Origin of the sequence: Cytobacillus sp. NCCP-133, assembly GCF_026011715.1 — a bacterium.
Classification (GTDB): domain Bacteria; phylum Bacillota; class Bacilli; order Bacillales; family Cytobacillaceae; genus Cytobacillus.
Map to the genome: position 1 here is coordinate 82,832 of NZ_BRVM01000004.1, position 25,772 is coordinate 108,603.

A 25,772-nucleotide genomic window follows, 5' to 3' on the forward strand; every position below is an offset into this window, starting at 1 on the left:
GAAAACCTTCTTTTTATATAAGTGTTTTATTGATCATTCCTTAATACTTTGACAGGCTTCATCAAACCTGGTTTTCGGGGATGATGTTCATATATAGCCAGCACCCGGCCTTCATTTGTCTCTACAGCAATCGGTCCTTTAGTATCAAGCAAATGGTCAGGGATAGTTAATACAGCCCCATTTTTTACTTTCTCTGCTACTTTATCACTTATTTGAAATTTCGGCAAATGAGAAAGCGCGGCTTCCATAGGAAGAAGAACATCTGCGATAGTACGTTGCTCCATCCTTTCTTCTATCTCCTCAAAAGTAAGGCAATCATCAAGTGTAAGAGAAGCTGATTTTATCCTGATAAGCTCTGACATATGTGCCGGGTAACCGAGTGCGCTTCCAATCATGACAGCAAGTGTCCGGATATACGTACCTTTACTGCAGGCTACACGGAAGCGGAATGTAATGTTTTCACCATTAAGAATTTCTCTGTCATCCAAAAGCTCAATCGAATAAATATGGACTTTCCTGGACGGCCTTTCTACTTCAATTCCCTGCCTGGCATACTCATATAACCGTTTGCCATTTACTTTTACTGCAGAAAACATCGGCGGAGTCTGGGTAATCTCACCGGTTAAGCTCTTTAATACACTTTCGATTTTTTTGCGTGTAATCGGCATAGTAACATCTTGCTTCTCAACAACTTCTCCTGAGGCATCTTCTGTCGTTGTAGAGAAGCCCAGTGTTACTTCCCCTTCATACGCTTTTCCTGACTCAGTTATATATTCAGCCACCTTTGTTGCCCTGCCGAGGCATATTGGCAGCACTCCCGTTACGTCAGGGTCAAGCGTGCCAGTATGGCCGATTTTTTTCATTCTCAAAATTTTGCGCAGCCTGAAAACACAATCATGGGATGTCATACCTCTTGGTTTAAATAGCGGTAAAATTCCTTCCATATTATGTACCACCTTATTTATTGTTTGGCTCTGTTAACCTTGCCTGTTTATTTCCGCTCCGGAGATCTCCTCAACAGGGTGCTACTAATCAACAACCAGTACTAACATAGCCTATGTTTAGAAAAAAATGGATAGACAATTGTGTCTATCCATTCAAGATTATTCTTTGTCAGTTGAACTGTCTTCATCCTTCGAACGGCCTTCATCCTGAATCTGATGAAGCAATGACTCAATGCGGTTTCCATAATCAATGGATTCATCAAATTCAAAAAGGATTTCCGGTGTTTTTCGAAGCCGGATTCTCTGGCCAATTTCAGACCGGATAAAGCCTTTCGCTTTAGCCAATCCGCGAAGTGTATTTTCCCTTTGTTCTTCATCTCCTAATACAGAGATAAATACAGTTGCCTGCTGGAGATCACCGGTTACTTGAACATCCGTTACAGTAACAAATCCTATACGCGGATCCTTGATTTTTCGGCCGATGATTTCGCCCAGTTCTTTTTTCATTTGTTCTCCAACTCGATTTGCTCTAAGGCTCATTTCTATTTCACCTCTTCTTAAAGCCACTCTAAATCAGTAATCGTACGTTCAATTTCGGGGAACGAATCGATCATTTTCAGCGCATTTTGCAGCTCATGTTCTGTTGAAACCTGGGTGGATGAAACAGTGACAATGGCAATTTTTGTTCTTTGCCAAAGATCCTGATAGTCCACCTCCGATACAGATATATTGTATCTCTGCTTCAAGCGGATTATGATACGCTGCAAAACAGCCCGCTTTTCTTTTAATGAATGTGTGTCATAAATGATGCATTCACAGGCAGCAAGGCCAATTACCATTAACGTTCCACTTCCTGCATTATATATGCTTCAATAACGTCGCCATCTTTTACGTCATTGAAGTTTTTAATGGTAATACCGCACTCATATCCCTGTGAAACTTCTTTAGCGTCATCTTTGAAACGCTTAAGGGCATCTACTTCCCCTTCAAAGATAACAACGCCGTCGCGGATTAGACGGACACCGCTGTCACGAGTGATTTTTCCATCTGTGACATACGACCCTGCAATCGTACCGATTTTGGAAACTTTGAAAGTTTGGCGGACTTCAGCTTGCCCGATGATTTTTTCTTCGAACTCTGGATCAAGCATGCCCTGCATCGCCAATTCAATTTCCTCAATCACTTTGTAAATAATGCGGTGCAAGCGGATATCTACGTCTTCTGCATCTGCTGCACGCTTCGCATTATTGTCAGGTCGGACGTTGAATCCAATTACAATGGCATTGAAGGCTGCAGCCAATGTGATATCGGACTCATTAATGGCACCCACACCTGTATGAAGGATACGAACATTTACGCCTTCTACATCGATTTTATTAAGGGCAGCTGTTAATGCTTCAGCTGAACCTTGAACATCGGCTTTTACAACGATGTTTAAGTCTTTCATTTCCCCTTGTTTCATGTGTTCAAACAAGTTATCAAGACTTACGCGCGTTTTTTCATTGCGCTGAGCCTGCAATGCCTGTGAAGCACGGGCTTCTCCTACTTGGCGGGCTGTCTTCTCATCTTCAAGAACAACGAATCGGTCTCCGGCTTGAGGAACATCGTTAAGACCTGTAATTTCTACTGGTGTTGAAGGTCCGGCGGTTTTAACACGGCGGCCTAGATCATTCACCATTGCGCGAACACGGCCAAATGTATTTCCGACAACGATTGGATCTCCAACTTTTAATGTACCGTTTTGGACAAGAAGTGTTGCAACGGAGCCTCGGCCTTTATCAAGCTGGGCTTCAATAACAGTACCTACTGCATTGCGGCCCGGGTTTGCTTTGTATTCTTCCACTTCACCTACAAGCAAAATCATTTCAAGAAGCTCATCAATTCCGTCGCCATTAATAGCTGAAATCGGAACAAAGATTGTTTCTCCGCCCCATGCTTCAGGTACAAGTCCATGCTCGGTCAATTCCTGCATAACGCGGTCCGGATTTGCTGCTTCTTTATCCATTTTGTTTACTGCGACGATGATTGGCACTTCGGCTGCTTTGGCATGGTTGATTGCTTCAACTGTTTGAGGCATTACACCGTCATCAGCTGCAACAACCAGAATTGTAATATCCGTGATTTTCGCACCGCGTGCACGCATTGTTGTAAAAGCGGCATGCCCTGGTGTATCAAGGAATGTAATTTTTTTGCCGTTTTCTTCAACCTGGTAAGCACCGATATGCTGAGTGATGCCGCCTGCCTCTCCAGCTGTTACCTTCGTATTGCGGATGGAGTCAAGCAAAGTTGTTTTACCGTGGTCAACGTGGCCCATGATTGTTACAATAGAAGGACGCTCGATTAAATTAGCATCATCATCTTCAGTAAAATACACTTCAAGATCAGTAGTATCCACTAATATTTCCTCTTCAACTTCAACACCATATTCACCGGCAATCAATTCGATCGCATCTTTGTCAAGATCCTGGTTGATGGTTGCCATAACCCCAAGCATGAATAGCTTTTTAATGATTTCAGAAGGTTCGCGGTGCAGCTTCTTTGCCAATTCCGCTACTGTCAGTGATTCGCTGAAAGTAATTTTTGAAGGAAGCTCCTTCACTTTCCTAGGAGCTGGGGCTGCCTGTGTCTGCTGCTGTTGTCTGCCTTTATTGTTCTTATTCTTATTGTTGTTTCGGTTATTGTTTCTGTTGTTATTGTTTCGATTGTTGTTATTGCCTCGATTATTGCCGGAGAAGCTTTTGCCTGGCTGGTTTCCCTGGCCTTGGCTTCTGTTTTCACCGGATTTTTGAGGCATGGCTTTAGGTCCTGAAGAATTTTTATCATCAGCCATATTAGCAGCCGGCTTTTGGTTCCCCTGTGGCTTTTGCTGATTTTGAGCTTTATTTTGCCTTTGAGTCTGCCCCTCATTCTTTGTGAAGATGCCGTCAAGCTTTTGAACAGCAGCCGGCTCTATCATTGTCATATGGTTTGAAACCTCAATATTCATATCTTTTAATTTTGTAATAACATCCTTGCTTGAGATGTTATGTTTTTTCGCATATTCATATACGCGCATTTTACTCATACTTTCACCCCCGCTAGTATTAATCGAGCAACGTTAACAGCTTCTTTGCAAATCCGACATCTAATACTGCCACAACAACGCGGGTTTCTTTTCCTATAGCCTGGCCGAGCAACTCCCGGTTTTCAATTAGCTTATAAGGAACCCCGAATGATTTACATTTATCTGTAACTTTTTTTGCCGTATTTGCGGATGCATCTGCAGACAGCAATACAAGCTTTGCTTTACCGTTTCTGATCTTTTTAACAGCAAGCTCTTCTCCCGAAGTAATTTTCCGTGCCCGATTGGCTAAGCCAAGCAATGACATCCATTGATTTGATTTCATTTGGATTGCCGTTTCTCCTTCTCTATTAACTCCAAGAGTTCTTCATAGATAGATTCATCTATAGAAACTTCTAAATGATTGGCTAAGACATTCTTCTTTTTAGCTAATAAAACTGCTTCCTTTTCCTTGGAAAGATAAGCGCCGCGCCCTGATTTCTTACCGGTCGGGTCAACAGAAACTTCTCCTTCTTTTGAGCGAACGATGCGAACGAGTTCTTTTTTTGGCTTCATTTCACCAGTAGCGACACATTTTCGCAAAGGAACTTTTTTACGATTGTTCACGATCATTCACCTCTTTCTCTATTCTTTTTCCTCTAAAAGTTCATCCTGAAAATCGAAGTCTGCATCATTGCCATACTCTTCGTCTTCATATTCATCATTGTCGAAGCTTAACAATGTTTCGTCACGCGGATAAATGCCGGAGTCACGGGCTTCCTTTTCTGACTTGATGTCAATCTTCCAGCCTGTTAGCTTAGCTGCCAGCCTTGCATTTTGACCACGCTTTCCAATTGCCAATGAAAGCTGATAGTCTGGGACAACAACCGTTGTCGCTTTATCCTCTTCATTTACAATAACATCAAGCACTTTTGAAGGGCTCAAAGCATTTGCAACGAAAACAACCGGATCTGCAGCCCACTTAACAATGTCAATTTTTTCTCCTTTAAGCTCATTTACTACAGCCTGGACACGAGTGCCCTTAGGCCCTACACATGAACCTACCGGATCCACCTCTTCATTGTCTGAGTGAACAGATATCTTAGAACGGTCTCCAGCTTCACGGGCAACAGATTTAATTTCAACAGTTCCATCATAGATTTCAGGAACTTCGATTTCAAACAATCTCTTCAGCAGGCCAGGATGTGTTCTGCTTACAAAAATCTGAGGTCCCTTTGTCGTCTTTTCTACTTTTGTGATGAAAACCTTAATGCGGTCATGGGGCTGATAATGCTCATTCGGCATTTGTTCGTTTGCAGGAAGGATCGCTTCAATCTTTCCAAGGCTCACATAAATGAACTTAGGATCTGTCCGCTGGACAATTCCGGTCATGATATCTTCTTCACGGTCGATAAATTCTGAATAAATGATGCCTCTTTCCGCTTCACGGACACGCTGTGTAACGACCTGCTTGGCAGTCTGTGCAGCAATGCGCCCAAAGTCCTTAGGTGTTACTTCCATTTCAACGACATCTTCCACATGGTAGTTCGGATTGATTCTTTGAGCATCCTCAACAGAAATTTCAAGGCGCGGATCAAACACTTCATCCACTACTTCTTTGCGTGCAAATACTCTCATCGTTCCATTGCCAAGGTTTAAATCAATACGCACATTTTGCGCCTGGTTAAAGTTTCTGCGGTAGGCTGATACCAATGCCGCTTCAATTGCTTCGATAATCACATCGCGAGAAATGCCTTTTTCTTTTTCAAGCAATGTCAGAGCATCCAAAAGTTCACTGCTCATGAGATTTATATCCCCCTTTGTTTCTCTTTTAAAAATGATCGGGAAAAGCCCCCATTGACCGAATGGCAAATTGCTTTGTTTAATAAAACAGCAAGTTTAAGTTTTAAACTTAGATATCTGTCTAGCTCCACAAGGAATACTTCGACAGCTTTAACATCGCACGACTAAAAGCGGTAGCTTTTAGGAGGAGCGCCTACCCCCTCGAGGTCACAATACGGTCCTCCCAAAAAGGCAAAGAGCGCCTTTTCGGAAGGCCCGTCTTGTGCTTTTCGGGGGTGGACAAGGCGCTTCCGCTTTTCTTAATAAGCAAGCCCGCAATGAGCCGTCATTAAAAAACAACGGCCAAACGGGCATTGGCTACCTTCTCATAAGGAATTTCCACATTTTTCTTTCTGGTTTTGACTTTCACTTCAACCGTAACGATTTCGCCGTCAAATTGTGTTAACACACCTTCGAACGTTTTTTCTCCATTAATCGGCTCATACGTTTTAATGAAAACATTCTTGCCGACTGCTTTTACAAAATCTTGATCTTTTTTTAGAGGGCGTTCAGCTCCCGGCGATGAAACTTCCAAGAAATAGTTGTAAGGAATCGGATCTGCAGCATCAAGCTTTTCACTTAGCCTTTCGCTGACAATTCCGCATTCCTCAATATCAACACCAGTTTCTTTATCAATAAATACGCGAAGGAACCAGTCTTTCCCTTCTTTTACATATTCAATGTCGACTAATTCTAAATGAAGCTCATCCACAATAGGGGTGACCAATTCTTCTACCGTTTCAGTCACTTTGCTCATTCATTTCCCTCCTTTTACTCGGATTGATAGCTCTTGTTTTTTCAGAAGTTTTATTTTGATATTCAGGAAAAAACCGTACACAACACGAAAGAGTGGGTTGCCCCACTCTTCCTTTTGCGAGAGTTATTCTTAGTATTTCCAATAAAACTATACCATATCCAATTTTTTTATGCAAATGGAAAGACTGTCAGCACAAGGGTTTGGAACATAATCAACCCTTTTTCCCCTTACATCCTAGAATAGAGACAGCTGGTTTTGCTCTGGTAGAGATTCCAGACAGCCGTGATTATCCAGATATTCGATAATCGTCTTAGATACTTTTCCGCGCTGCTGCAGATCTTCCTTCGAAAGAAATTCCCCTTGCTCTCTGGCTTTCACAATATTGAAGGCTGCGTTTGTTCCAAGCCCGGGGATGGAGTTGAAAGGAGGAATCAATGAGTTTCCATCAATAATAAACTCACTTGCGCTGGAGCGGTATAAGTCGACTTTTTGGAAGCTGAAGCCCCTCTCGTTCATTTCCAATGCAAGCTCCATTACTGTCAGCAGGTTCTTTTCTTTTGTCGAGGCATCAAGTCCCTTTGCATTTATTTCTTCAATGCAGGCCCTAATTGCCTGAGAGCCTTTCACCATTGCATCAACATCAAAATCCTCAGCGCGGACAGTGAAGTATGCTGCATAGTAAAGAAGCGGATGATGAACTTTAAAATACGCAATCCTGACTGCCATTAATACATAGGCTGCAGCATGGGCTTTGGGGAACATGTATTTGATCTTTTTGCAAGAATCAATATACCATTCCGGGACTTCGTTCTTTCTCATTTCCGCTTCCATTTCATCGCTTAAGCCTTTACCTTTACGGACTGATTCCATTATTTTAAATGCAAAAGCAGGTTCAAGACCTTGATAGATCAAATAAACCATAATATCATCACGGCACCCGATAACTTCACTCAAGTTACAAATGTTGTTATGGATTAATTCCTGGGCATTTCCGAGCCAAACATCGGTTCCATGAGAAAGACCAGAAATCTGAACAAGTTCTGAGAAGGTAGTAGGCTTTGTATCTTCAAGCATCTGGCGGACAAATCGCGTACCAAACTCAGGGATGCCCAGTGTCCCTGTTTTGCACATTATTTGTTCTTCAGTAACCCCAAGGGATTCCGGCCCGCTAAAAATCTTCATAACGACAGGATCATCTGTTGGGATGGTTTTTGGATCTATGCCGCTGAGATCCTGAAGCATCCTAATGACCGTCGGATCATCGTGGCCGAGAATATCCAGCTTTAGCAAATTATCATGAATGGAATGGAAATCAAAATGAGTGGTCTTCCATTCAGATGTCCTGTCATCAGCAGGGAACTGGATTGGCGTGAAATCGAAAATATCCATGTAATCAGGAACAACGATGATTCCGCCGGGGTGCTGTCCTGTAGTCCGTTTTACTCCTGTACAGCCGGAAGCCAGCCTATCAATTTCCGCCCCGCGAATTTGCAGGTTATTATCCTGCTGGTATGCTTTAACATAACCATAGGCCGTTTTATCGGCTACCGTGCCAATGGTACCCGCACGATACACATAATCTTCACCGAACAGAACTTTCGTATAATTATGGGCTCGAGGCTGATATTCACCCGAAAAGTTCAAGTCGATATCTGGAACTTTATCCCCTTTAAAGCCAAGAAACGTTTCGAAAGGAATATCATGTCCATCTTTTTTAAACTTTGCTCCGCAGTTCGGGCAATTCTTATCTGGCAAGTCAAAACCTGAACCAATAGATCCGTCATTGAAGAACTCGGAAGTCTTGCATTCCGGACAAACGTAATGCGGAGGCAGCGGGTTTACCTCAGTAATTTCCGTCATAGTGGCGACAAATGAGGATCCTACTGACCCACGTGAACCAACCAGGTAGCCGTCATCCAGCGATTTTTTTACGAGCTTATGAGAAATTAGGTAGATAACAGCAAAACCATGTCCGATAATACTCTTTAGCTCTTTTTCAAGGCGTGCTTCAACGATTTCAGGAAGCGGATCACCATATATTTTTCTGGCCATTCCATAACTCATGCTGCGCATTTCTTCATCTGCGCCTTCAATTTTAGGCGTATACAAATCATCCTTGATCGGTTTTATCTCATCAATCATATCCGCAATTTTATTGGTATTCTTAACAACTATTTCCTTGGCTATCTCTTTTCCGAGGAAAGAGAAGGCATCGAGCATTTCATTAGTTGTTCTGAAGTGAACATCAGGAAGCTTATGACGATTCAGCGGATTAGCGCCACCCTGGGAATTAACGAGAATCTTTCGGTAGATTTTATCATTAGGGTTCAGATAGTGTACATTGCCCGTGGCCACCACCGGAAGCTCGAGCTTTTCCCCAAGCTTAACAATATTGCCGATAATCTCCTCCAGGGCTTTTTCATCTCTTACAAGTTCCAGCTCCAAAAGATGCGCATATACTTCTTTCGGATGTACTTCAAGGTAATCATAGAATTGCGCTGTATCTTCCACTTCATCAGGTGATTTCTGCATCATGCCTTCAAATACTTCACCTTTGTCACATGCAGATCCAACCAAAATTCCTTCACGATGCTTTTGCAGCACAGATCTCGGAATACGGGGAACTCTGTAGAAGTACTCAAGATGAGCAATTGATACAAGCTTAAAAAGGTTTTTAAGGCCTGCTTCTGTTTGGGCAAGCAAAGTGCAATGATATGGTCTTGCACGCTGAAAAGCATTTCCCTGTCCCATATTATCATTAAGTTGATCATGGAATTCGATCCCTTTTTCGTCTGCATTCTTCAGCATTTTCAAAAGCAGATAACCGGTTGCTTCAGCATCGTAAATCGCACGGTGATGCTGGGTAAGTTCAACATCAAATTTTTTCGCAAGTGTATTCAGACGATGATTTTTCATATCTGGATATAAAAAGCGGGCAAGTTCGAGTGTATCAATAACCGGATTGGCCGCCTTCCCTATTCCGATCTTTTTATAGCCGACATTTAGGAAACCCATATCGAATGATGCGTTATGGGCTACCAAAACAGCGTCCCCGGTCCACTCATGGAATTTTTGCAGTACTTCTTCTACTTCCGGTGCATTTTCCACCAGTTCATCTGTAATTCCCGTTAAATTGATCGTCGTAGCCGACAGCTGATGATGCGGATTTGCAAAGGATTCGAAGCGGTCAATAATTTCGCCATCATGGATCTTCACTGCCGCAAGCTCGATAATGGTATCGTAAACAGCGGATAAACCTGTCGTTTCAACATCAAATACCACATAAGTATCTTTCGATAATTGGCGGTGGGCGTCATTATATGCAATCGGCACACCATCATCAACGAGGTTGGCTTCTAGGCCATAAAGAATCTTAATGTCATTCTTTTTGCCGGCACTGTACGCTTCTGGGAAGGATTGCGCCACGGCATGGTCAGTAATGGCAATAGCCTTATGCCCCCATTTTTTCGCCTGGGAAACAAGAGCGTTCACAGATGAAACTGCATCCATTTGGCTCATAGGGGTGTGAAGGTGCAGTTCAGTCCGTTTTTCATCGGTAGGAGCAGTATCTTGTCTCTGTATCGGTTTTATTTCATTTATATCGTTGCCGATCATTACCAGATCGCGGACAAACGTATCATTCTGTATGCTTCCTCTGACCTTAAGCCACATTCCTTTTTGAATGTGCTGATATAGGGCTGCATCTTCCTTGTCACGCGAAAACATCTTTACAAGAATGGAACTGGTGTAATCGGTAATTTTAAATGTTAACAGTGTCCTGCCGCTGCGGAGTTCTCTGGTTTCAGCAGCAAATACGTAACCCTCAATGGCTATGCGGCGCTCTTCATCCATAATATCAATCAATTTGCGATAATCTGCATCATCTTTAATTGTAAGACCGATCGTAAGAGGGCCTTGTGGAGCTGAAGGATCGGCTGATTCTGCTTCAGCTTCTTTCTTCTGCATTTCAATTGCGGCCTGGAGTCCACGCTCCTGATCTTCTTTGCGTTTAGCTTCCATGTATTTCTCATATTCTTCATTAGTTCCTTCTGCAGAAACTTCTGTATCAACTGTTAATGCCGGAAAGCCAAAAATTTGAAATACATCAGAAATGGTTCCTGCATACTTTTTCTTGATCGAAAGTCCTTCTAATTCATTTCGGACTTTAATGATAATCTTATTGCCCTGAACAGAAGGAACTTGCTCATTCAATAGTTTAATGAGCGGCGGCGCCATTCCATCCATCTCCTGAATGCAGCTTTGCCAGTATTCCAGAACAAGCTGTTCGGTAAAATCCTGATCTTTTACTGAAATGTTATAGGAGACTTCTGCAATATGGGAAAATGACTTTTCCAGTTGTTCAGTGAAGCGGCTATACACACTGCATGGCAAAATCCGTGTGAAAACAAAATAAAAATGCCATTTTCTTGACTGCCTTTCAACTACGACCCTTTCAATCTGGGCATCGTGAAAGTGCTGCACAAAGGCATCTTCTGTTAGCTGCATCTGCTGGAGCAAGAGCTGAAATCTAGAAGGTTCGCTCATCTTTCTCTCTCCCATCCAATTTTAATCTTGATCTCTATTTTTATGTGCAAATCTTATACTTTCCGTTAGTGGTTGATATATATTCAAAAAGACAGACAAACCTAATTATAACATATTGAGAAACCTGTTGATTGAAAAAACGGATCCCATTTTGGAATCCGCTTTCTCTTATACTTACAAAGAAACATTATTGGAACAGGCTTCACATGGGCCTGCAATGCCAAATTAGAGTTCTGACATTAACTCAGCAATCTTTTCAGGAAGCTGATCTTTATGAATTTCCTGCATATCACCAGTTTTTCTAACCTTTACTTCCACAATGCCTTCAGAAGCCTTTTTGCCAACTGTAATGCGGATAGGCAAACCAATTAGATCAGAATCCGCAAATTTGACACCTGGACGTTCCTGACGGTCATCCATCAGCACTTCATAGCGATTCTGCATCAATGTTGAATATAACTCTTCCGCAAGCGCAGCCTGGGCTTCATCCTTCATGTTAATCGGAACTAGGTGAAGGGCAAATGGCGCTAGAGCATTAGGCCAGAAAAATCCATTTTCATCATTGAATTGCTCAGCAACAGCAGCCATGGTCCGTGATACGCCTATGCCGTAGCAACCCATAATCATCGGCTGAGCTCTGCCGTTTTCATCCAAATAGGTCGCTTCCATCGCTTCACTATAACGTGTACCAAGCTTAAAGATATGGCCAACTTCAATTCCTTTGGCAAATTGAATAGTACCTTGTCCATCTGGGGAAGGATCTCCCTCTTGAATGAATCGCAGATCAGCATATTGGGTCACAATGAGATCGCGTTGAGGATTTACATTTATTAAATGATATCCTTCTTCATTTGCACCGCACACCCCATTAACAATCGCTTCTACTGCATGATCGGCAATAACCTCAATATCTTTCACGCCAACAGGTCCGAGTGAGCCCACAGCACAGCCCAGCACTTGCTTCGTCTCTTCAGCACCTGCAAGATCTATCGTAGCAGCCTCAAGCAGATTTTTTAGTTTGATGTCATTTACTTCATGATCTCCGCGCACAAGAACGAGAACATATTTATCATCCACTTTAAACAGCAGCGTCTTAATGCATTGCTTTGAAGACACATTCAGGAAAAATGATACCTCTTCAATTGTTTTTTGGTTATCTGTTTCAACTTTTTCAAGCTGCTTAACTTCTTCATCGCTTTTCTTATATTCAGCGATGACTGGAGCCATTTCGATGTTAGCTGCATAATCCGAAGTATCTGAATAGGCAATCGTATCTTCCCCCACATCTGAAAGAACCATGAATTCATGTGTATCTTTACCGCCCATTGCACCTGAGTCTGCAATAACAGCCCTGAAATTCAAGCCACAGCGTCTGAAGACATTTGAATAAGCAGTGTATAGCTTATCATACATCTCATCAAGGCTTTCAAATGAGGAATGGAATGAATATGCATCTTTCATGATAAACTCACGGCCCCGCAGAAGCCCGAAACGAGGCCGCTTTTCATCTCGGAATTTCGTCTGAATCTGATAAAGAGCTAAAGGCAATTTTTTGTAGGATTTTACAGCATCACGAACAAGGCTTGTAATTACTTCTTCATGGGTTGCACCCAAAGCGAACTCCCGCTCATGACGATCCTTCATCCTCATTAGTTCAGGTCCGTATGTATACCAACGTCCAGATTCCTGCCAAAGTTCTGCCTGCTGCAGAGCAGGCATTAGAAGTTCAGCAGCTCCCGCATTGTCCATTTCTTCTCTGATAATAGATTCTACCTTTTGCAGCACTTTTTTTGCCAGCGGCATATAGCTGTATATTCCGCTGGCGTTCTGACGAATAAAGCCTGCTCTCAACAGCAGCTGATGGCTTCGTATTTCTGCATCTGCTGGTACTTCTTTTAGGGTAGGGATAAGCGTCATGCTCTGTTTCATTTATTAGCACCTCTATTTTTATAATCAATTGTGTAATCTATCTGCCGCCTGAATAAAAGAAGGGTCATCCTGTCCTTCTAAAAAGCGTTCATTCCGCTTCCTGATGGCCGACCCTTCTTGAATGAAGCAATGTAGATTTTACAGGAAAAATCTTTGGATATCATTCCAGGTGACTACAAGCATCAGCAGCATCAAGAGGGCAAAACCGATAAAGTGAACCATTCCCTCTTTATGGCGGTCAATCGGCTTACCTCTTACTGCTTCAACAGCAAAGAACATTAATCTTCCCCCATCAAGAGCCGGTATCGGAAGCAAGTTCATAATGCCCAGATTGATGCTCAGAATCCCAGCCCATTTCATCAGGTAATAAATGCCTGATTTTGCTACAGTATCTGTTGAAACATAAATGCCTACTGGGCCTGATAATGCATCAATTGAAAACTGTCCAGTTACCAGCTTTCCTAGCATTACGAAAATTTCTTTTGTCCAGAAATAGGTTTCTTTAGCTCCATAAGCAATGGCTTTTAATGGAGATTTCTCCATTGGGCTATAAACGCCTATAATCCCAATTTTTTCCCCTTCCACTTCCTGAACCTTTGGCGTTACAGGGATGGATAGTTCCTGACCATTTCTGTCCACGGAAAATTCAAGTTCTTCATTAGGATTTTTGCGAATGATTTCAACTACATCAGACCAGCTTGAAATTTCAGCTCCATCCACACTATTGACAATATCACCTTCCTTTAGGCCAGCATCAAATGCAGCTCCCTCAGGTGTCAATTTCCCGAGAGCCGGTTCATTCGTTGGCATCCCCTGTAATAATGCGATTAAGACAAAAACGATAAAGGCGAGTACAAAGTTCATCATTGGCCCTGCGAATATCGCCATTGTTCTTTGGCTTAAGGTTTTTGATGCAAATTGGCGGTCATAAGGAGCAATAAGTGTTTCCGTTCCATTATCAATCAACACAGCGGATGGGCTAATTGTAAACACTTTTAGCTTTTCCTCTTCTTCACCCTCTACATATCCCTTAATAATAAGGTCATGCTCAATATCTGCATGTTCCACTTCAATGATTCTTGCTCCCGGGTATTTATCTTTATTATTTAAGATTATTTTACTTACTTCTTCATTATCATTCAAAATTAGCCCAATCCGGTAGCCTGGCTTAATTTCTATCATCTCAGGGTCTTCCCCAGCCATACGAACAAATCCGCCGATTGGCAATAGTCGGATCGTATAGACCGTTTCATCCTTTTTAAATGAAAATACTTTAGGCCCAAACCCAATAGCAAACTCCCGGCAAAGGATACCTGCTCTTTTAGCAAAAATTAAATGCCCCAGTTCATGGAAAAATACCAATGCCCCAAAAATAACAATAAAGGCTATTACTGTACTCAAGTTTTAACCACCTTTTTTTAGAGGTTGTTCAAATCATGCTGCGGACGCACCAGCCATCCTCGCCCTAAAAATCAAGAGCATATTTCAGCGTTTGAACTCAAGCTTTTAGAAGCGAGTTAACATATTTTCTCGTTTCCAAGTCAGTCTCCTGAATTTGGTCAAGACTCGGGTTTGAGATATTGTCATGGCTGCTTAATGCTCTTTCGATGAAGTCTTCTATTTGCAGGAATGTTATCTTTCCATCTAAGAAGGCAGCAACGGCAGCTTCATTGGCTGCATTAAGTACGGCTGGCATGGTACCACCTGCTTTACCTGCTTCATAAGCAAATTGAAGGCAACGGAAGCGCTCGAAATCCATTTTAGCAAAATGAAGCCTTCCTATTTCAGCAAGATTCAGCCGATTGGCTGAAGGCAGCGGCAGCCTATCAGGATAAGTTAATGCAAATTGAATGGGAACTCTCATATCCGGAGTGCCAAGCTGTGCAATTACACTGCTGTCATGGAACTCTACCATTGAATGAATTATGCTTTCCTTATGAAGCAAAACATCAATTTTGCTGTAGTCCATACCGAAAAGCCAATGGGCTTCAATTACTTCAAGCCCTTTATTCATCATTGTGGCAGAATCAATTGTAATTTTTGCTCCCATTGACCAATTCGGATGGTTAAGTGCTTCTTCAACAGTTACCGTTTCTAATTCCTTTCGGGAGCGATCTCTGAAGCTTCCTCCAGAAGCTGTCAAAATAAGCCTTTCAATATTTTTCTCTCTTTCTCCCTGCAAGGATTGGAAAATGGCGGAGTGTTCACTGTCAACAGGCAGAAGCTTAACACCATTCCGCTTTGCTGCCTCCATTACCAGATGGCCGGCTGTCACAAGTGTTTCCTTGTTTGCGATTGCTATGGTCTTTTTACCCTCAATCGCCTGCAATGTCGGTTGAAGACCTACACTTCCTAATACTGCGTTCACCAGAATCTCTGACTTTGGATAAACAGCCACTTCAATCAACCCATCATGTCCATATGTAAATGTTATGGCGGGAAATTCAGCTTTAAGTGTATCTGCAAAACTTTTTTCCGAAAGTGAAACAAGCTCTGGCTGAAAATCTCGGATAATTTTCCTGGCCAAATCAATATTTCTGCCTGCAGTCATTGCAACAAGCTTAAAATCCTGAGGATGTTCATTTATAATATCCAGGGTCTGTGTCCCGATGGATCCCGTTGCGCCCATTAAACTAATATATTTCATTGTCTTCCTCCTATAAGAAAATCGAAAGCGCCTTGCCCACCCCCGATAATCACAAGACGAGCCTCCCAAATAGGCGTTCTTTGCCTTTTTGAAAGGATTGCCCGAAAAGTGGAGGCGACTGCCCATTCAAGGAATGCAGTCTAAAAGCGCACGTTCTCCCAAAAGCTGCCGCTTTTGGTCGTGCGGTGATTATGCTTGCGAAACCTTCCTTGTCCTGCGGGCCTCAGGCATAGCATACGTCAGTTCCATTAAGAAGGTGTTTTTCCTTCTTAATGTTGCGGCTTAAACCTGAGAGTCCCTAGGACCGCAGCCTGACAAGTTTGTGACCTCGAGGAGCAGGCGCAATAGCTGGACAGTATTCAAAATTCAATGATATAAAATGTCCTTTTCACCTATCATTGATGAAAATGAAGTTAATCTATTATTACAGCAAATGAAAAAAATGGATCAGCGGCAGAACAAACAATAAACTGTCAAAACGGTCCAAAATGCCGCCATGGCCAGGCAGGATATTTCCAGAATCCTTAACATTGTAATGTCGTTTTAAAGCAGATTCCACCAAATCTCCTATTTGGCCAAACACAGAAAGGATTCCCGTAATAACTATCAGTCCGATTAAGGACTCATCTATATTTGTAAAAAGAATAAATAACACCGCTACTGCGAGAGCGCAAATTACTCCGCCAAGTGAACCTTCCACTGTCTTATTAGGACTTATTTCAGGCCATAGTTTTCTTTTCCCCATTGCCTTTCCTATAAAATAGGCACCCGAATCTGTTGCCCAGATGAGGAACAATGCGAAGAAAATATAGGTTAATCCTTCGTCTGCAAAGCGGGTTTCCATAAAGTAATAAAACCCAATTCCAACATATAAGGTAGACAGAATGGAGTATGCTACATCATCAAATGTAAACTTATTTTTTGTTGCGACTGTATAGGTTAGAAACAGAAGAACTCCAAACAAGGCCACTTCAATTTTTGTATATTTCAAGTTATCAAGGATGGACTGAAATTCTTTAGGTAAAAGGAAAATCCATAATAACAGCAAAGAGATCATTCCGGGAATAGAATATAAACTTAATTTCCTCATTTTCAATAATTCATACAGCGCAATCGACGCAAGCAAATATACCAGGATAATGATAGGCATTCCGCCATATATAATAATCGGCAGCAGGATCGCGCCAAATATAATTGCTGTAATAACACGTTGCTTCATTAAATTTTCAACACCTTTGTTATACTCCCCCAAAACGCCTCTGGCGGTTTTGGAATACTTCGATTGCTTCCAGCATCTGCTCTTCATTAAAATCAGGCCACAAAACATCCGTAAACCAGAATTCAGTGTAGGCTAGCTGCCAAAGCATAAAATTGCTCAGCCTGATTTCGCCGCTTGTACGAATTAACAAGTCTGGATCCTGAAGGCCGCTTGTCATAAGATACGATGAAAACTTTTCTTCATCCAGGTCATTTTCATCCATTATACCACTTTTACAATCATTTAAGACATGTTTGACTGCTTCAAGTATTTCTGCCCTGCTTCCATAGTTAAGTGCAAAGTTTAATACTAGCCCTGTATTATCTTTTGTATCTACCATTGCTTTAGCTACTGCATTGCGGGTATGTGCCGGCAGGTGGTCCATGTAGCCAATCATTCTCACCTGCACATTCTCTTCAACCAGTTCAGGAAGAAAAGTACCAAGGAACTCTTCAGGCAATTTCATAAGAAAATCAACTTCCCTTTTGGGCCTCTTCCAGTTTTCAGTTGAAAAAGCATACAATGTTAAAGTCTTCACACCGATTTCATTGGAGAATTTTGTGATTTTACGAACCACTTTCATTCCTTCATGGTGGCCCGCAACTCTTGGAAGAGCTCTCTTTTTAGCCCATCTGCCGTTCCCGTCCATTATGATGGCTACATGTTCAGGAATCTTTAATTCCTTTACTTTTTCTACTCTCTCTCGGAGATCGGAAGAACTGTTTTGGGACTTCCATAACTTCATTTTATCAAACATATGACTGCTCCTTTAAAATAGGTTAATCCTCCGATAAAAGATAAATCAGTTAGCGCACGTGCGCCCTGTACTTGACAACAGCCAAGCTTTAATAAGATTCTTTATATCTTTTAGAGATTATAATCAACTGGTAAAATTATGATATTTTCTAATTCCGCATGATAATATCATACCAAAAATAAAAAAATATATCTCTATAAAAGAGTATGTATTCAAAACAAAATTAAGACGGACACCTTCACATTTTAGAAGGTTCTCTGCTAGTCCCATCAAACAGGGAGCATTTCGTTAAGTATAATACTTTCCTTCTAAAAGTGTAAAAAAACCCCCTATTGATAGAGGGTTCACTTTATATATTAATTAAACCGCTAGAATTTCCTTTTCTTTCTCTTTTGTAATATCGTCAATCTTACTAATATGTTCATCAGTAAGTTTCTGAATATCATCAGAGTATCCGCGAAGATCATCTTCTGTGATTTCGCCATTTTTCTCCAGCTTCTTAAGGTCTTCATTTGCATCACGGCGAACATTGCGGATTGCTACTTTCGCTTCTTCTGATTCCTTTTTCACAACTTTTACAAGCTCTTTACGTCGCTCTTCTGTCAATTGAGGAATAGCAAGCCTAATTACACTGCCGTCATTGGAAGGATTTAATCCAATGTCTGATTTAAGTACAGCTTTTTCTATTTCGCCAAGGATTGACTTATCATATGGCGTAATGATTAAAAGGCGTGCCTCTGGAACAGAAACACCAGCAAGCTGGTTTATAGGTGTGGGAGCACCATAGTAATCTACAGTAATGCGGTCAAGCAGAGAAGCATTTGCTTTACCTGCACGGATGCTTGCAAGCTCACGCGAATAAGCTGATATTGCCTTAGTCATTCTTTCTTTTGCACCTGCAATAACTTGTTTTGGCATTATTTTTTCCCCCTAACGATTGTTCCGATTGTTTCACCCATTACAGCACGGTTAATATTGCCTTCTTCCATAATCGAGAATACAATTAATGGAATGTTGTTATCCATGCATAAAGAAGAAGCTGTAGAATCCATAACACCCAAACCTTCTTTTAGTACATCAAGATATGATAATTCATCATATTTCTTAGCATTCTTATCAATGCGCGGATCTGCTGAGTAGACGCCATCAACATTGTTTTTAGCCATTAAAATTACTTCTGCTTCAATTTCAGCTGCTCTTAAAGCGGCTGTTGTATCTGTAGAGAAGTAAGGATTTCCGGTTCCGGCAGCAAAGATTACAACCCGCTTTTTTTCAAGATGGCGAATCGCTCTTCTGCGGATGTATGGTTCAGCAACCTGTCTCATCTCAATGGATGTTTGCACCCTTGTTTCAACACCGAGATTTTCAAGGCTGTCCTGCAATGCCAATGAGTTCATGACTGTAGCCAGCATTCCCATATAATCGGCATTTGCCCTGTCCATTCCCATTTCTTCTCCGATCTTGCCGCGCCAGATGTTTCCGCCGCCGACAACAACAGCAACCTCCACACCTAATGCACGCAAATTCTTGACCTGGACAGCGATCGATTTAATCACAGATGGATTTATTCCGAAACCTTGCTCACCTGCTAAAGCTTCTCCACTTAATTTTAAGACCACGCGTTTGTATTTTGGGCTGCTCATAAGAACCTCCATATGTAAATTTAGAAAGGCGCAAGCACCTTTGGTCATCCCCGACACCTCGAGGGGGGAGGGGCTTCTCCTAAAGCTGACACTTTTAGCCGTGCGATGATATAACTGTCGAATCATCCATATGAAGCTAGACAGTTATTAGCTCAAGCACCTTCTGATGGCGCTAGGCTAGCTTAATTTAATCTTATCCTTGAAAAACAGGGAACACAAAGTGTTCCCTGAATCATACCTGTTATCACTGTTGTTATTAAAAATTACTTTTTAACCTGGTTCATTACTTCTTCTGCGAAGTTGTCCTCACGCTTCTCGATGCCTTCTCCAACTTCATAGCGAACGAACTCACGGATTTTTCCGCCTTTTGATTCAACGAATTTGCCTACTTTTTGATCAGGGTTTTTAACGAAAGCCTGATCGTTTACGCAAACATCTTCAAAATATTTCCCTAGGCGGCCTTCAACCATCTTAGCAACGATGTTTTCTGGCTTGCCTTCGTTAAGAGCTTGTTGAGTTAATACTTGGCGCTCACGCTCTACTTCATCTTGTGATACTTCATCACGAGAAATATATTTAGGGTTAAGAGCAGCAATATGCATAGCGACATCTTTCGCTGCAGCTTCATCAGTTGTTCCTTCAAGAACAGTTAAGACACCAATGCGTCCGCCCATGTGAAGGTACGCACCGAAAGCGTCATTATCAGTTTTTGATTTGATTTCGAAACGGCGAAGAGAAAGCTTTTCTCCGATCTTAGCTATTGCGCTGTTTATGTGAGATTCTAAAGTAGCACCGTTAGCCATTGTTTGGCCAGTTGCTTCTTCAACAGATGCTGGCTTGTTTGCAAGCAAATGCTCTGCGATTTCTTTTACAAGAGTTTGGAATCCTTCGTTCTTAGCAACGAAGTCTGTTTCAGAGTTTACTTCAAGAATAACTGCTTCGTTTCCGTCCACTTTAACAGAGCTAAGACCCTCTGCAGCAATACGGTCACCTTTCTTAGCAGCTTTAGCGATTCCTTTTTCACGAAGGAAGTCGATTGCTTTTTCCATATCGCCTTCTGTTTCCTGAAGCGCTTTTTTGCAGTCCATCATGCCTGCGCCTGTTTTTTCACGTAGTTCTTTAACCATTTGAGCAGTAATTGCCATTATGAAATCCTCCTTAAATGAGTTATGTAATAAATAATATCATTACCATATATAGCTGTGTAGAAAACTAAACTTTATCTTTTCTTTAAAAAAAGGTGATAAAGGGTGCTCCCTCTTATCACCTTCTTTAAAGAAAAGCACTCTAGAGCTGTCCAGCTCCAGCGCCTAGCCCCCTCGAGGTCACAAGCTTTTCTGGTTACGCAGTTGTAACTTCTTCACCTTGTTTAGCTTCAAGGATAGCATCAGCCATTTTGCCTGTTAGTAATTTTACAGCGCGGATAGCATCATCGTTTGCAGGGATTACAACATCAATTTCATCCGGATCACAGTTTGTATCAACGATACCAACGATAGGAATGTTTAATTTATGTGCTTCTGCAACAGCAATGCGCTCTTTGCGCGGGTCAATAATGAATAGAGCATCTGGAAGGCTCTTCATATCTTTGATTCCGCCTAAGAACTTCTCTAAGCGCTCTTGCTCTTTTTTCAATTGAACAACTTCTTTTTTAGGAAGAACTTCGAAAGTTCCGTCTTCAGACATTCTTTCAATATCCTTTAAACGCGTAATACGCTTTTGGATAGTTTCAAAGTTAGTTAAAGTTCCACCCAACCAGCGCTGGTTCACATAGAACATACCAGAACGGATTGCTTCATCTCTAACTGAATCTTGAGCTTGTTTCTTAGTACCTACGAAAAGGATTGTACCGCCGTTTCCAGCAAGTTCCTTAACGAAGTTGTAAGCTTCTTCTACCTTCTTAACAGTCTTTTGAAGGTCGATGATGTAGATGCCGTTACGCTCAGTGAAGATGTACTTCTTCATCTTAGGGTTCCAGCGGCGTGTTTGGTGCCCGAAGTGTACACCAGCTTCAAGCAATTGCTTCATTGAAATTACTGACATTTGTGTTTCCTCCTAATGGTTTTTATTTCCTCCGCTCATATCATTTTTAGCCGGCAACTGCATCTATACAGCACCATCCAGCTAAATCCAAAAGCGTGTGTATTAACACCATTTGTTAATATAGCATAAGTGTTTTTGACAATCAAGCTATTCTTGCTGATTGTGATGAAATTTAAGCATTAATGCAATTTCCGTTCTGCCTTTCCCGAGTGTTTTGGCAATTTCGTCTTCAGTCAACCCCTGTTGCTTCAGTAAAAGGACCCGTTCGATGAAGGATGGCTCATTATGCGGCATCCTCTGTGATGCATGGATTCCGATATCCTCTTCATTATGAAGTTCAGGCTTAGGAGGCTCTATTTCCTCTGCAGGCTGGATGACAGGCTGATAATTTTTTTGATAGGCCTTAACCGCATGGTATGCTGATGCATTTGCAATTTGAACATTCTTGCCTGACAGTTTTCGCTCCTTAACATTCACTTCCTTTTTTTCCTCCGCCTCATTTATTGAAGCCGATTCATTCACTTTTAACATTGAAATCCTGCTAATAAAATCATCATTTTCTTCCTTAACCTGTATCAGGTAAGAAGAAATGACCTCTTCCATTTCATTAAACATTTTCTCTTGTTTCTTTTCAGCCTCCAGCAGCTTGTTTTGCCGAAGAAAAAGCAAGATAATGGAAAAGATTGCAATGATATTCAATAATAGACTTAAAGATAATAGAATAGCAGTCATAAAATCCCTCTATCCGCTGTAATCAATAACTTTCCCTTTATAAGGGTGGTTTTGTTTCCTAGTGTTTCCCTGTTTTTGTTTGTCGTTGCGATCTTTCTCTTCCCTGCCCTTTTGATTGCTCCGATCATCATTTCCAAGTCTCACATTTTGTTTCTGTTCTTGTTTTATTACGGTTTGTCGATTTTTTTCTTCATCCCTGCGAGTACATTCTGCAGCAGCATCACCCATAGACTGCCCTCTTTGCTGCAGCTGTTCCTGTATCTTTCCCGCTTCAAGAGTCCTCGGCAGCGCAACCTGCAGCTCGATCGACTTTAAACTCATCTGGGGACACATCCTTTATGGAACGTCTCCTGTCTAAAAGATTCCACGCGTATCTCCCCTTCTGAAAAAGTGAATCTGACAGAGTTGCTCGTTTTCTTAATGACTGTTGAATATTTTCCAATGAGTAAAGAAGTGTTGGGGCATATTTTCTTATGGATAATAATAGACGCTTTCTCTTTGAGGACATTTCGAATGTTAAACTTCTCTTATTTCACCTTTTTCTCTATGTGGATTTCGTTCAGCAAATAGGAATCACTTCCATTTACCGCCGTTATCCCTTCAGCAATGGAGATAGGATATTGGCCTGCCATGGGGTTTTCACAAACCTTTTGAATTGCATCTTCCCTAATTCCCAAGATCACCTTTACCTCAGATAATCGTTTTTTAATGCCTTCGGGGGCGAAACCGGTTTTTTCAATGCCGTTCTATCAAGGGACTGCAGCATGGCATATAAGCGATTTTTCTCAATCAAAATTCGAAACTGAATTTCCATACCGAATCCTTCTTCCTGCAGAAAGCTGCTGAAAGAGGCTTATACGACCTTTTCAAGCGCCTGTCTAAGCTTAAAAATTGCTTTTGAATGAATCTGGGATATTCGGGAAGTAGACAATCCCATCACTTCGCCTATTTCTGTCAGTGTCAGTTCTTCTTTGTAAAACAAGCTGATTACTAGCTGTTCTTTTTCATTCAGCTGCGAAATTTTCACTTCCATTTCTTCCAGCATCTCATTTTTCAAAACCTTTTCTTCGGGAATAACAGCTTTATCATCTTTTATCGCAAACGAACCTCCTTCTTTCTCTTCAGAATCAGGCTGTTCATCAATTGACAATACGTTCGCATAAAAATGTTCATTCATTACTGAATAGACCTCTGCTTCACCCATCTCGACCTCTTCTGCAATCTCCATAGCTGTGGCATTGCGCATCAGCCGCTGTTCAAGTTTTTCTATTGCAGCTTCAATCTTCTTTGCTTTTTCCCTTGTACTTCTGGGCAGCCAATCTTCTTTTCTTAATCCGTCTAAAATGGCACCTCGAATTCGGAAGGAAGCGTATGTATCAAACTTTAAATCTCTTGAAGGATCAAATTTTTCCAAAGCGTCGTATAACCCCATCATACCCAGACTCCGAATATCATCCCTTGAAACACTTTTTGGAAGATTGACTGAAATTCGCTGCACATGATAGCTTACAAGAGGCATATACCTCTTCACAAGAAAGTTCCCCGCTTGAGCATCACGCGAGTCGACCCATTTAGCCCAGTATGTATTTTCTTCCATCAAAATCTCTGCCATGGCCATCCTCCTCAAATGTTACCATTTCTATCAATTATCGTTATTATAGCAAAATATTTCCTCTGATTATATAATATCCAGTTTTTCCCATATATTACTAACCTTCCAGGCTGAGAGGTTCTAGCGAATGGCATTCGGTAAGGGTGAAATTCTAGAAAACCCGGATTAATCGTATGTTGAGTTCCACTGCAGCACTCCATTTCTGCGCGTAACCCAACATTAGGAGTCCTGAGTTTGGGGAGCCTTATCGGGTACACGCTTGCCCGCAGGAAATTTAAGCCATTGACTGGTAGAGATCCTATGAAAGAAAAACAGATGCACTTTTTGGAAACTGGCAGCCCATCATTATCAATAAATTCGAAGGTTTTTTTAAATAATTCTCTCACCTTTATTTACTGTCCTAATCAATAACTTCCCTGTTTTCGGATCGAATTCAATCGTCCTTCCGCTGTTTCCTCCTACATCTTCTGCTGATATGGAAATCTTCAAAAAAGCTAGCTCTTTTTTGACAGCTTCCACATTTCTAGGTCCAATCCTCATTAAGTCACTGCCCGTTGAGAACTGAAACATCTGTGCTCCACCTGCTAACTTTGCTTTTAAACAAGTTGGCTTTGCACCGATAGCTAACATCCGGCTTACAAGCTCTTTAATTGCTGTATCTGCGAATTTCGCAGAATTAAAAGCTGATCCTTTAGCAAGTGATGAATCAGGCAGCATTACATGTGCAAGACCTGCGATGCCTGCACTCAGATCATACAGGACAACTCCCACACACGAACCCAACCCTGATGTCCTAATTAAATTAGGTGTCTTCACAAGGTTCATATCTGCTATCCCGACTTTTACGATTTCAAGCACTTTATTCATGAACCTGAACCCCTAAAGATTTAAAGATGATTTGAAATGAATCAGGGTCTGGAAGAAGGAAGAAATGTCCGTTTACAGAATCGCCAGATTGGCCTTCTTCATTCAAAGCTGTATCAATCACAATGGCAAAATCACTCGCTTGCGAAACCTCCAGCAAACCAGTTCCGATGATTGCCCCAGCCATATCAATGTTGAGCATAGGCACTGATGGAAATAGAGACAGATTCGTAAAGTCTGATAAAGAAGATAAATAAGACCCTGATAGGATATTTCCAAGCTCTTGCAAGGCTGATAAGGCTAGTTCATTGTATGGTGTTTCCAATGCATTGAAAACGATACTTCCAGGCAGTGCACGAATAAAGTTTTCGGCCTGTTTTAACGGAAGGACAAAGAACATACTGCCCGGTGCGTCCCCTTCAATTCTTAGAAAGACTCCGGCCACCACATTATCCGAGCCCCCTGCCATATCCATCATTTCATCAAAGGATACAACTCTGACATCCGGAACAGTCATATCAATTTTTTTATTCAGCAAAGTAGAAAGAGCTGTCGCAGCATGGCCAGCACCGATATTGCCGATTTCTTTAAGGATATCGAGATGCAGTGAACTGATATTTTTATTTAAATAAATCATCTTACATCCCTGCTGTTCCATTTAAAATTTCCTGTTCAACCGGATTGAGCACTTTCTCCAAATCTATTAATATCATTAATCTTTTATCTGCTTTTGTAACACCTTTAATAAAATCTGCCTCTTCAGCACCGACAACTTCAGGAGGGGGTTCAACCGATTCATGGTGTACATCGATGACATCATTGGCAGAATCAACGATAAGACCCACTTCCATATCATCCAAAGCAGCGATAATGACACGGGTATAGTCGCTGTATTCTGCCTCCTCCAGATTAAATCTGCTTCTTAGGCTGATGATCGGCGTAACAACTCCCCTCAGATTTATGACCCCTTTTACAAAACCGGCTGTTCCAGGAACTCTTGTAATATGCTCCACTTTTTCAATAGAACGCACCTGACTTACAGGAATGGCATACTCTTTATCTTTTAGTTGAAACACAATCAATTTTAAGTCGGCCGCTGTTGCCTCTGTCATACTGGTCACTCCCTTATTAACTTTTCATAATTGGCAAAACTATGGAG

Annotated in this window: 26 protein-coding genes; all 26 read right to left on the reverse strand. The window is 41.6% G+C overall.

All coding sequences use genetic code 11. The features are described 5' to 3' along the window. Window positions 1-26: 26 nt before the first annotated feature. Entirely contained in the window at window positions 27-944 is a 918-nt protein-coding gene (gene truB, locus NCCP133_RS07440; protein ID WP_264804296.1) for a tRNA pseudouridine(55) synthase TruB, read from the reverse strand. A 159-nt stretch (window positions 945-1,103) separates the two neighbouring features. After that, the gene (gene rbfA / locus NCCP133_RS07445) at window positions 1,104-1,484 is read right to left on the reverse strand and encodes a 30S ribosome-binding factor RbfA (protein WP_264804297.1); all 381 of its coding nucleotides are present in this window, start codon (window positions 1,482-1,484) and stop codon (window positions 1,104-1,106) included. Window positions 1,485-1,501: 17 nt separating this feature from the next. Beyond that, window positions 1,502-1,783, reverse strand: a complete 282-nt coding sequence (locus tag NCCP133_RS07450; RefSeq protein ID WP_264804298.1) for a DUF503 domain-containing protein — start codon at window positions 1,781-1,783, stop codon at window positions 1,502-1,504. Then, the gene (gene infB, locus NCCP133_RS07455; protein WP_264804299.1) at window positions 1,783-4,008 is read right to left on the reverse strand and encodes a translation initiation factor IF-2; all 2,226 of its coding nucleotides are present in this window, start codon (window positions 4,006-4,008) and stop codon (window positions 1,783-1,785) included. The genes NCCP133_RS07450 and infB overlap by 1 nt, the downstream gene beginning before the upstream one ends. Window positions 4,009-4,027: 19 nt before the next feature. Further along, entirely contained in the window at window positions 4,028-4,330 is a 303-nt protein-coding gene (locus NCCP133_RS07460; protein ID WP_264804300.1) for a YlxQ family RNA-binding protein, read from the reverse strand. Then, window positions 4,327-4,611 (reverse strand): RNase P modulator RnpM, encoded by a 285-nt coding sequence (gene rnpM / locus NCCP133_RS07465; RefSeq protein ID WP_264804301.1) that lies wholly within the window; start codon window positions 4,609-4,611, stop codon window positions 4,327-4,329. Before rnpM ends, NCCP133_RS07460 begins: the two co-directional genes overlap by 4 nt. 18 nt (window positions 4,612-4,629) lie before the next feature. Then, window positions 4,630-5,787, reverse strand: a complete 1,158-nt coding sequence (gene nusA / locus NCCP133_RS07470) for a transcription termination factor NusA (RefSeq protein WP_264804302.1) — start codon at window positions 5,785-5,787, stop codon at window positions 4,630-4,632. 328 nt (window positions 5,788-6,115) lie between these two features. Beyond that, window positions 6,116-6,583: a ribosome maturation factor RimP gene (rimP, locus tag NCCP133_RS07475; RefSeq protein WP_264804303.1), complete on the reverse strand. Its 468-nt coding sequence runs from the start codon at window positions 6,581-6,583 to the stop codon at window positions 6,116-6,118. 234 nt (window positions 6,584-6,817) lie between these two features. Next, entirely contained in the window at window positions 6,818-11,128 is a 4,311-nt protein-coding gene (locus tag NCCP133_RS07480) for a PolC-type DNA polymerase III (protein ID WP_264804304.1), read from the reverse strand. Between the two features lie 225 nt (window positions 11,129-11,353). Continuing rightward, window positions 11,354-13,057, reverse strand: coding sequence for a proline--tRNA ligase (locus NCCP133_RS07485; RefSeq protein WP_264804305.1), 1,704 nt, complete (start codon window positions 13,055-13,057; stop codon window positions 11,354-11,356). A 138-nt stretch (window positions 13,058-13,195) separates the two neighbouring features. Further along, the gene (rseP, locus tag NCCP133_RS07490; protein WP_264804306.1) at window positions 13,196-14,458 is read right to left on the reverse strand and encodes an RIP metalloprotease RseP; all 1,263 of its coding nucleotides are present in this window, start codon (window positions 14,456-14,458) and stop codon (window positions 13,196-13,198) included. Window positions 14,459-14,555: 97 nt separating this feature from the next. Continuing rightward, window positions 14,556-15,704 carry a 1-deoxy-D-xylulose-5-phosphate reductoisomerase gene (locus NCCP133_RS07495; RefSeq protein WP_264804307.1) on the reverse strand — a complete coding sequence of 383 codons (1,149 nt, stop codon included), beginning with the start codon at window positions 15,702-15,704 and terminating at the stop codon, window positions 14,556-14,558. 424 nt (window positions 15,705-16,128) lie between these two features. Further along, window positions 16,129-16,923, reverse strand: coding sequence for a phosphatidate cytidylyltransferase (locus NCCP133_RS07500; protein ID WP_264804308.1), 795 nt, complete (start codon window positions 16,921-16,923; stop codon window positions 16,129-16,131). A 19-nt stretch (window positions 16,924-16,942) separates the two neighbouring features. Further along, complete coding sequence (locus NCCP133_RS07505; protein WP_264804309.1) at window positions 16,943-17,719, reverse strand: isoprenyl transferase; 777 nt, start codon at window positions 17,717-17,719, stop codon at window positions 16,943-16,945. A 360-nt stretch (window positions 17,720-18,079) separates the two neighbouring features. Further along, a complete protein-coding gene (gene frr / locus NCCP133_RS07510) occupies window positions 18,080-18,637 on the reverse strand; it encodes a ribosome recycling factor (protein ID WP_264804310.1) in 558 nt (185 codons plus the stop codon). Next, a complete protein-coding gene (gene pyrH, locus NCCP133_RS07515) occupies window positions 18,637-19,362 on the reverse strand; it encodes a UMP kinase (protein WP_264804311.1) in 726 nt (241 codons plus the stop codon). Before pyrH ends, frr begins: the two co-directional genes overlap by 1 nt. A 263-nt stretch (window positions 19,363-19,625) precedes the next feature. Continuing rightward, the gene (gene tsf, locus NCCP133_RS07520; RefSeq protein ID WP_264804312.1) at window positions 19,626-20,507 is read right to left on the reverse strand and encodes a translation elongation factor Ts; all 882 of its coding nucleotides are present in this window, start codon (window positions 20,505-20,507) and stop codon (window positions 19,626-19,628) included. Window positions 20,508-20,703: 196 nt separating this feature from the next. Further along, window positions 20,704-21,405 carry a 30S ribosomal protein S2 gene (rpsB, locus tag NCCP133_RS07525; protein ID WP_264804313.1) on the reverse strand — a complete coding sequence of 234 codons (702 nt, stop codon included), beginning with the start codon at window positions 21,403-21,405 and terminating at the stop codon, window positions 20,704-20,706. Window positions 21,406-21,552: 147 nt separating this feature from the next. After that, entirely contained in the window at window positions 21,553-22,137 is a 585-nt protein-coding gene (locus NCCP133_RS07530; RefSeq protein WP_264804314.1) for a DUF6115 domain-containing protein, read from the reverse strand. A 9-nt stretch (window positions 22,138-22,146) separates the two neighbouring features. Then, window positions 22,147-22,458 carry a hypothetical protein gene (locus tag NCCP133_RS07535; RefSeq protein ID WP_264804315.1) on the reverse strand — a complete coding sequence of 104 codons (312 nt, stop codon included), beginning with the start codon at window positions 22,456-22,458 and terminating at the stop codon, window positions 22,147-22,149. Window positions 22,459-22,664: 206 nt separating this feature from the next. Continuing rightward, window positions 22,665-22,814: a FapA family protein gene (locus NCCP133_RS07540; protein ID WP_264804316.1), complete on the reverse strand. Its 150-nt coding sequence runs from the start codon at window positions 22,812-22,814 to the stop codon at window positions 22,665-22,667. Between the two features lie 8 nt (window positions 22,815-22,822). Beyond that, window positions 22,823-22,951: a hypothetical protein gene (locus NCCP133_RS07545; RefSeq protein ID WP_264804317.1), complete on the reverse strand. Its 129-nt coding sequence runs from the start codon at window positions 22,949-22,951 to the stop codon at window positions 22,823-22,825. A 39-nt stretch (window positions 22,952-22,990) separates the two neighbouring features. Next, window positions 22,991-23,749, reverse strand: coding sequence for a FliA/WhiG family RNA polymerase sigma factor (locus tag NCCP133_RS07550; RefSeq protein ID WP_264804318.1), 759 nt, complete (start codon window positions 23,747-23,749; stop codon window positions 22,991-22,993). 369 nt (window positions 23,750-24,118) lie between these two features. Continuing rightward, window positions 24,119-24,616, reverse strand: coding sequence for a chemotaxis protein CheD (locus tag NCCP133_RS07555; RefSeq protein WP_264804319.1), 498 nt, complete (start codon window positions 24,614-24,616; stop codon window positions 24,119-24,121). Further along, window positions 24,609-25,250, reverse strand: a complete 642-nt coding sequence (locus NCCP133_RS07560) for a chemotaxis protein CheC (protein ID WP_264804320.1) — start codon at window positions 25,248-25,250, stop codon at window positions 24,609-24,611. The genes NCCP133_RS07555 and NCCP133_RS07560 overlap by 8 nt, the downstream gene beginning before the upstream one ends. A 1-nt stretch (window position 25,251) precedes the next feature. Next, a complete protein-coding gene (locus NCCP133_RS07565) occupies window positions 25,252-25,725 on the reverse strand; it encodes a chemotaxis protein CheW (RefSeq protein ID WP_264804321.1) in 474 nt (157 codons plus the stop codon). Window positions 25,726-25,772: the final 47 nt, after the last annotated feature.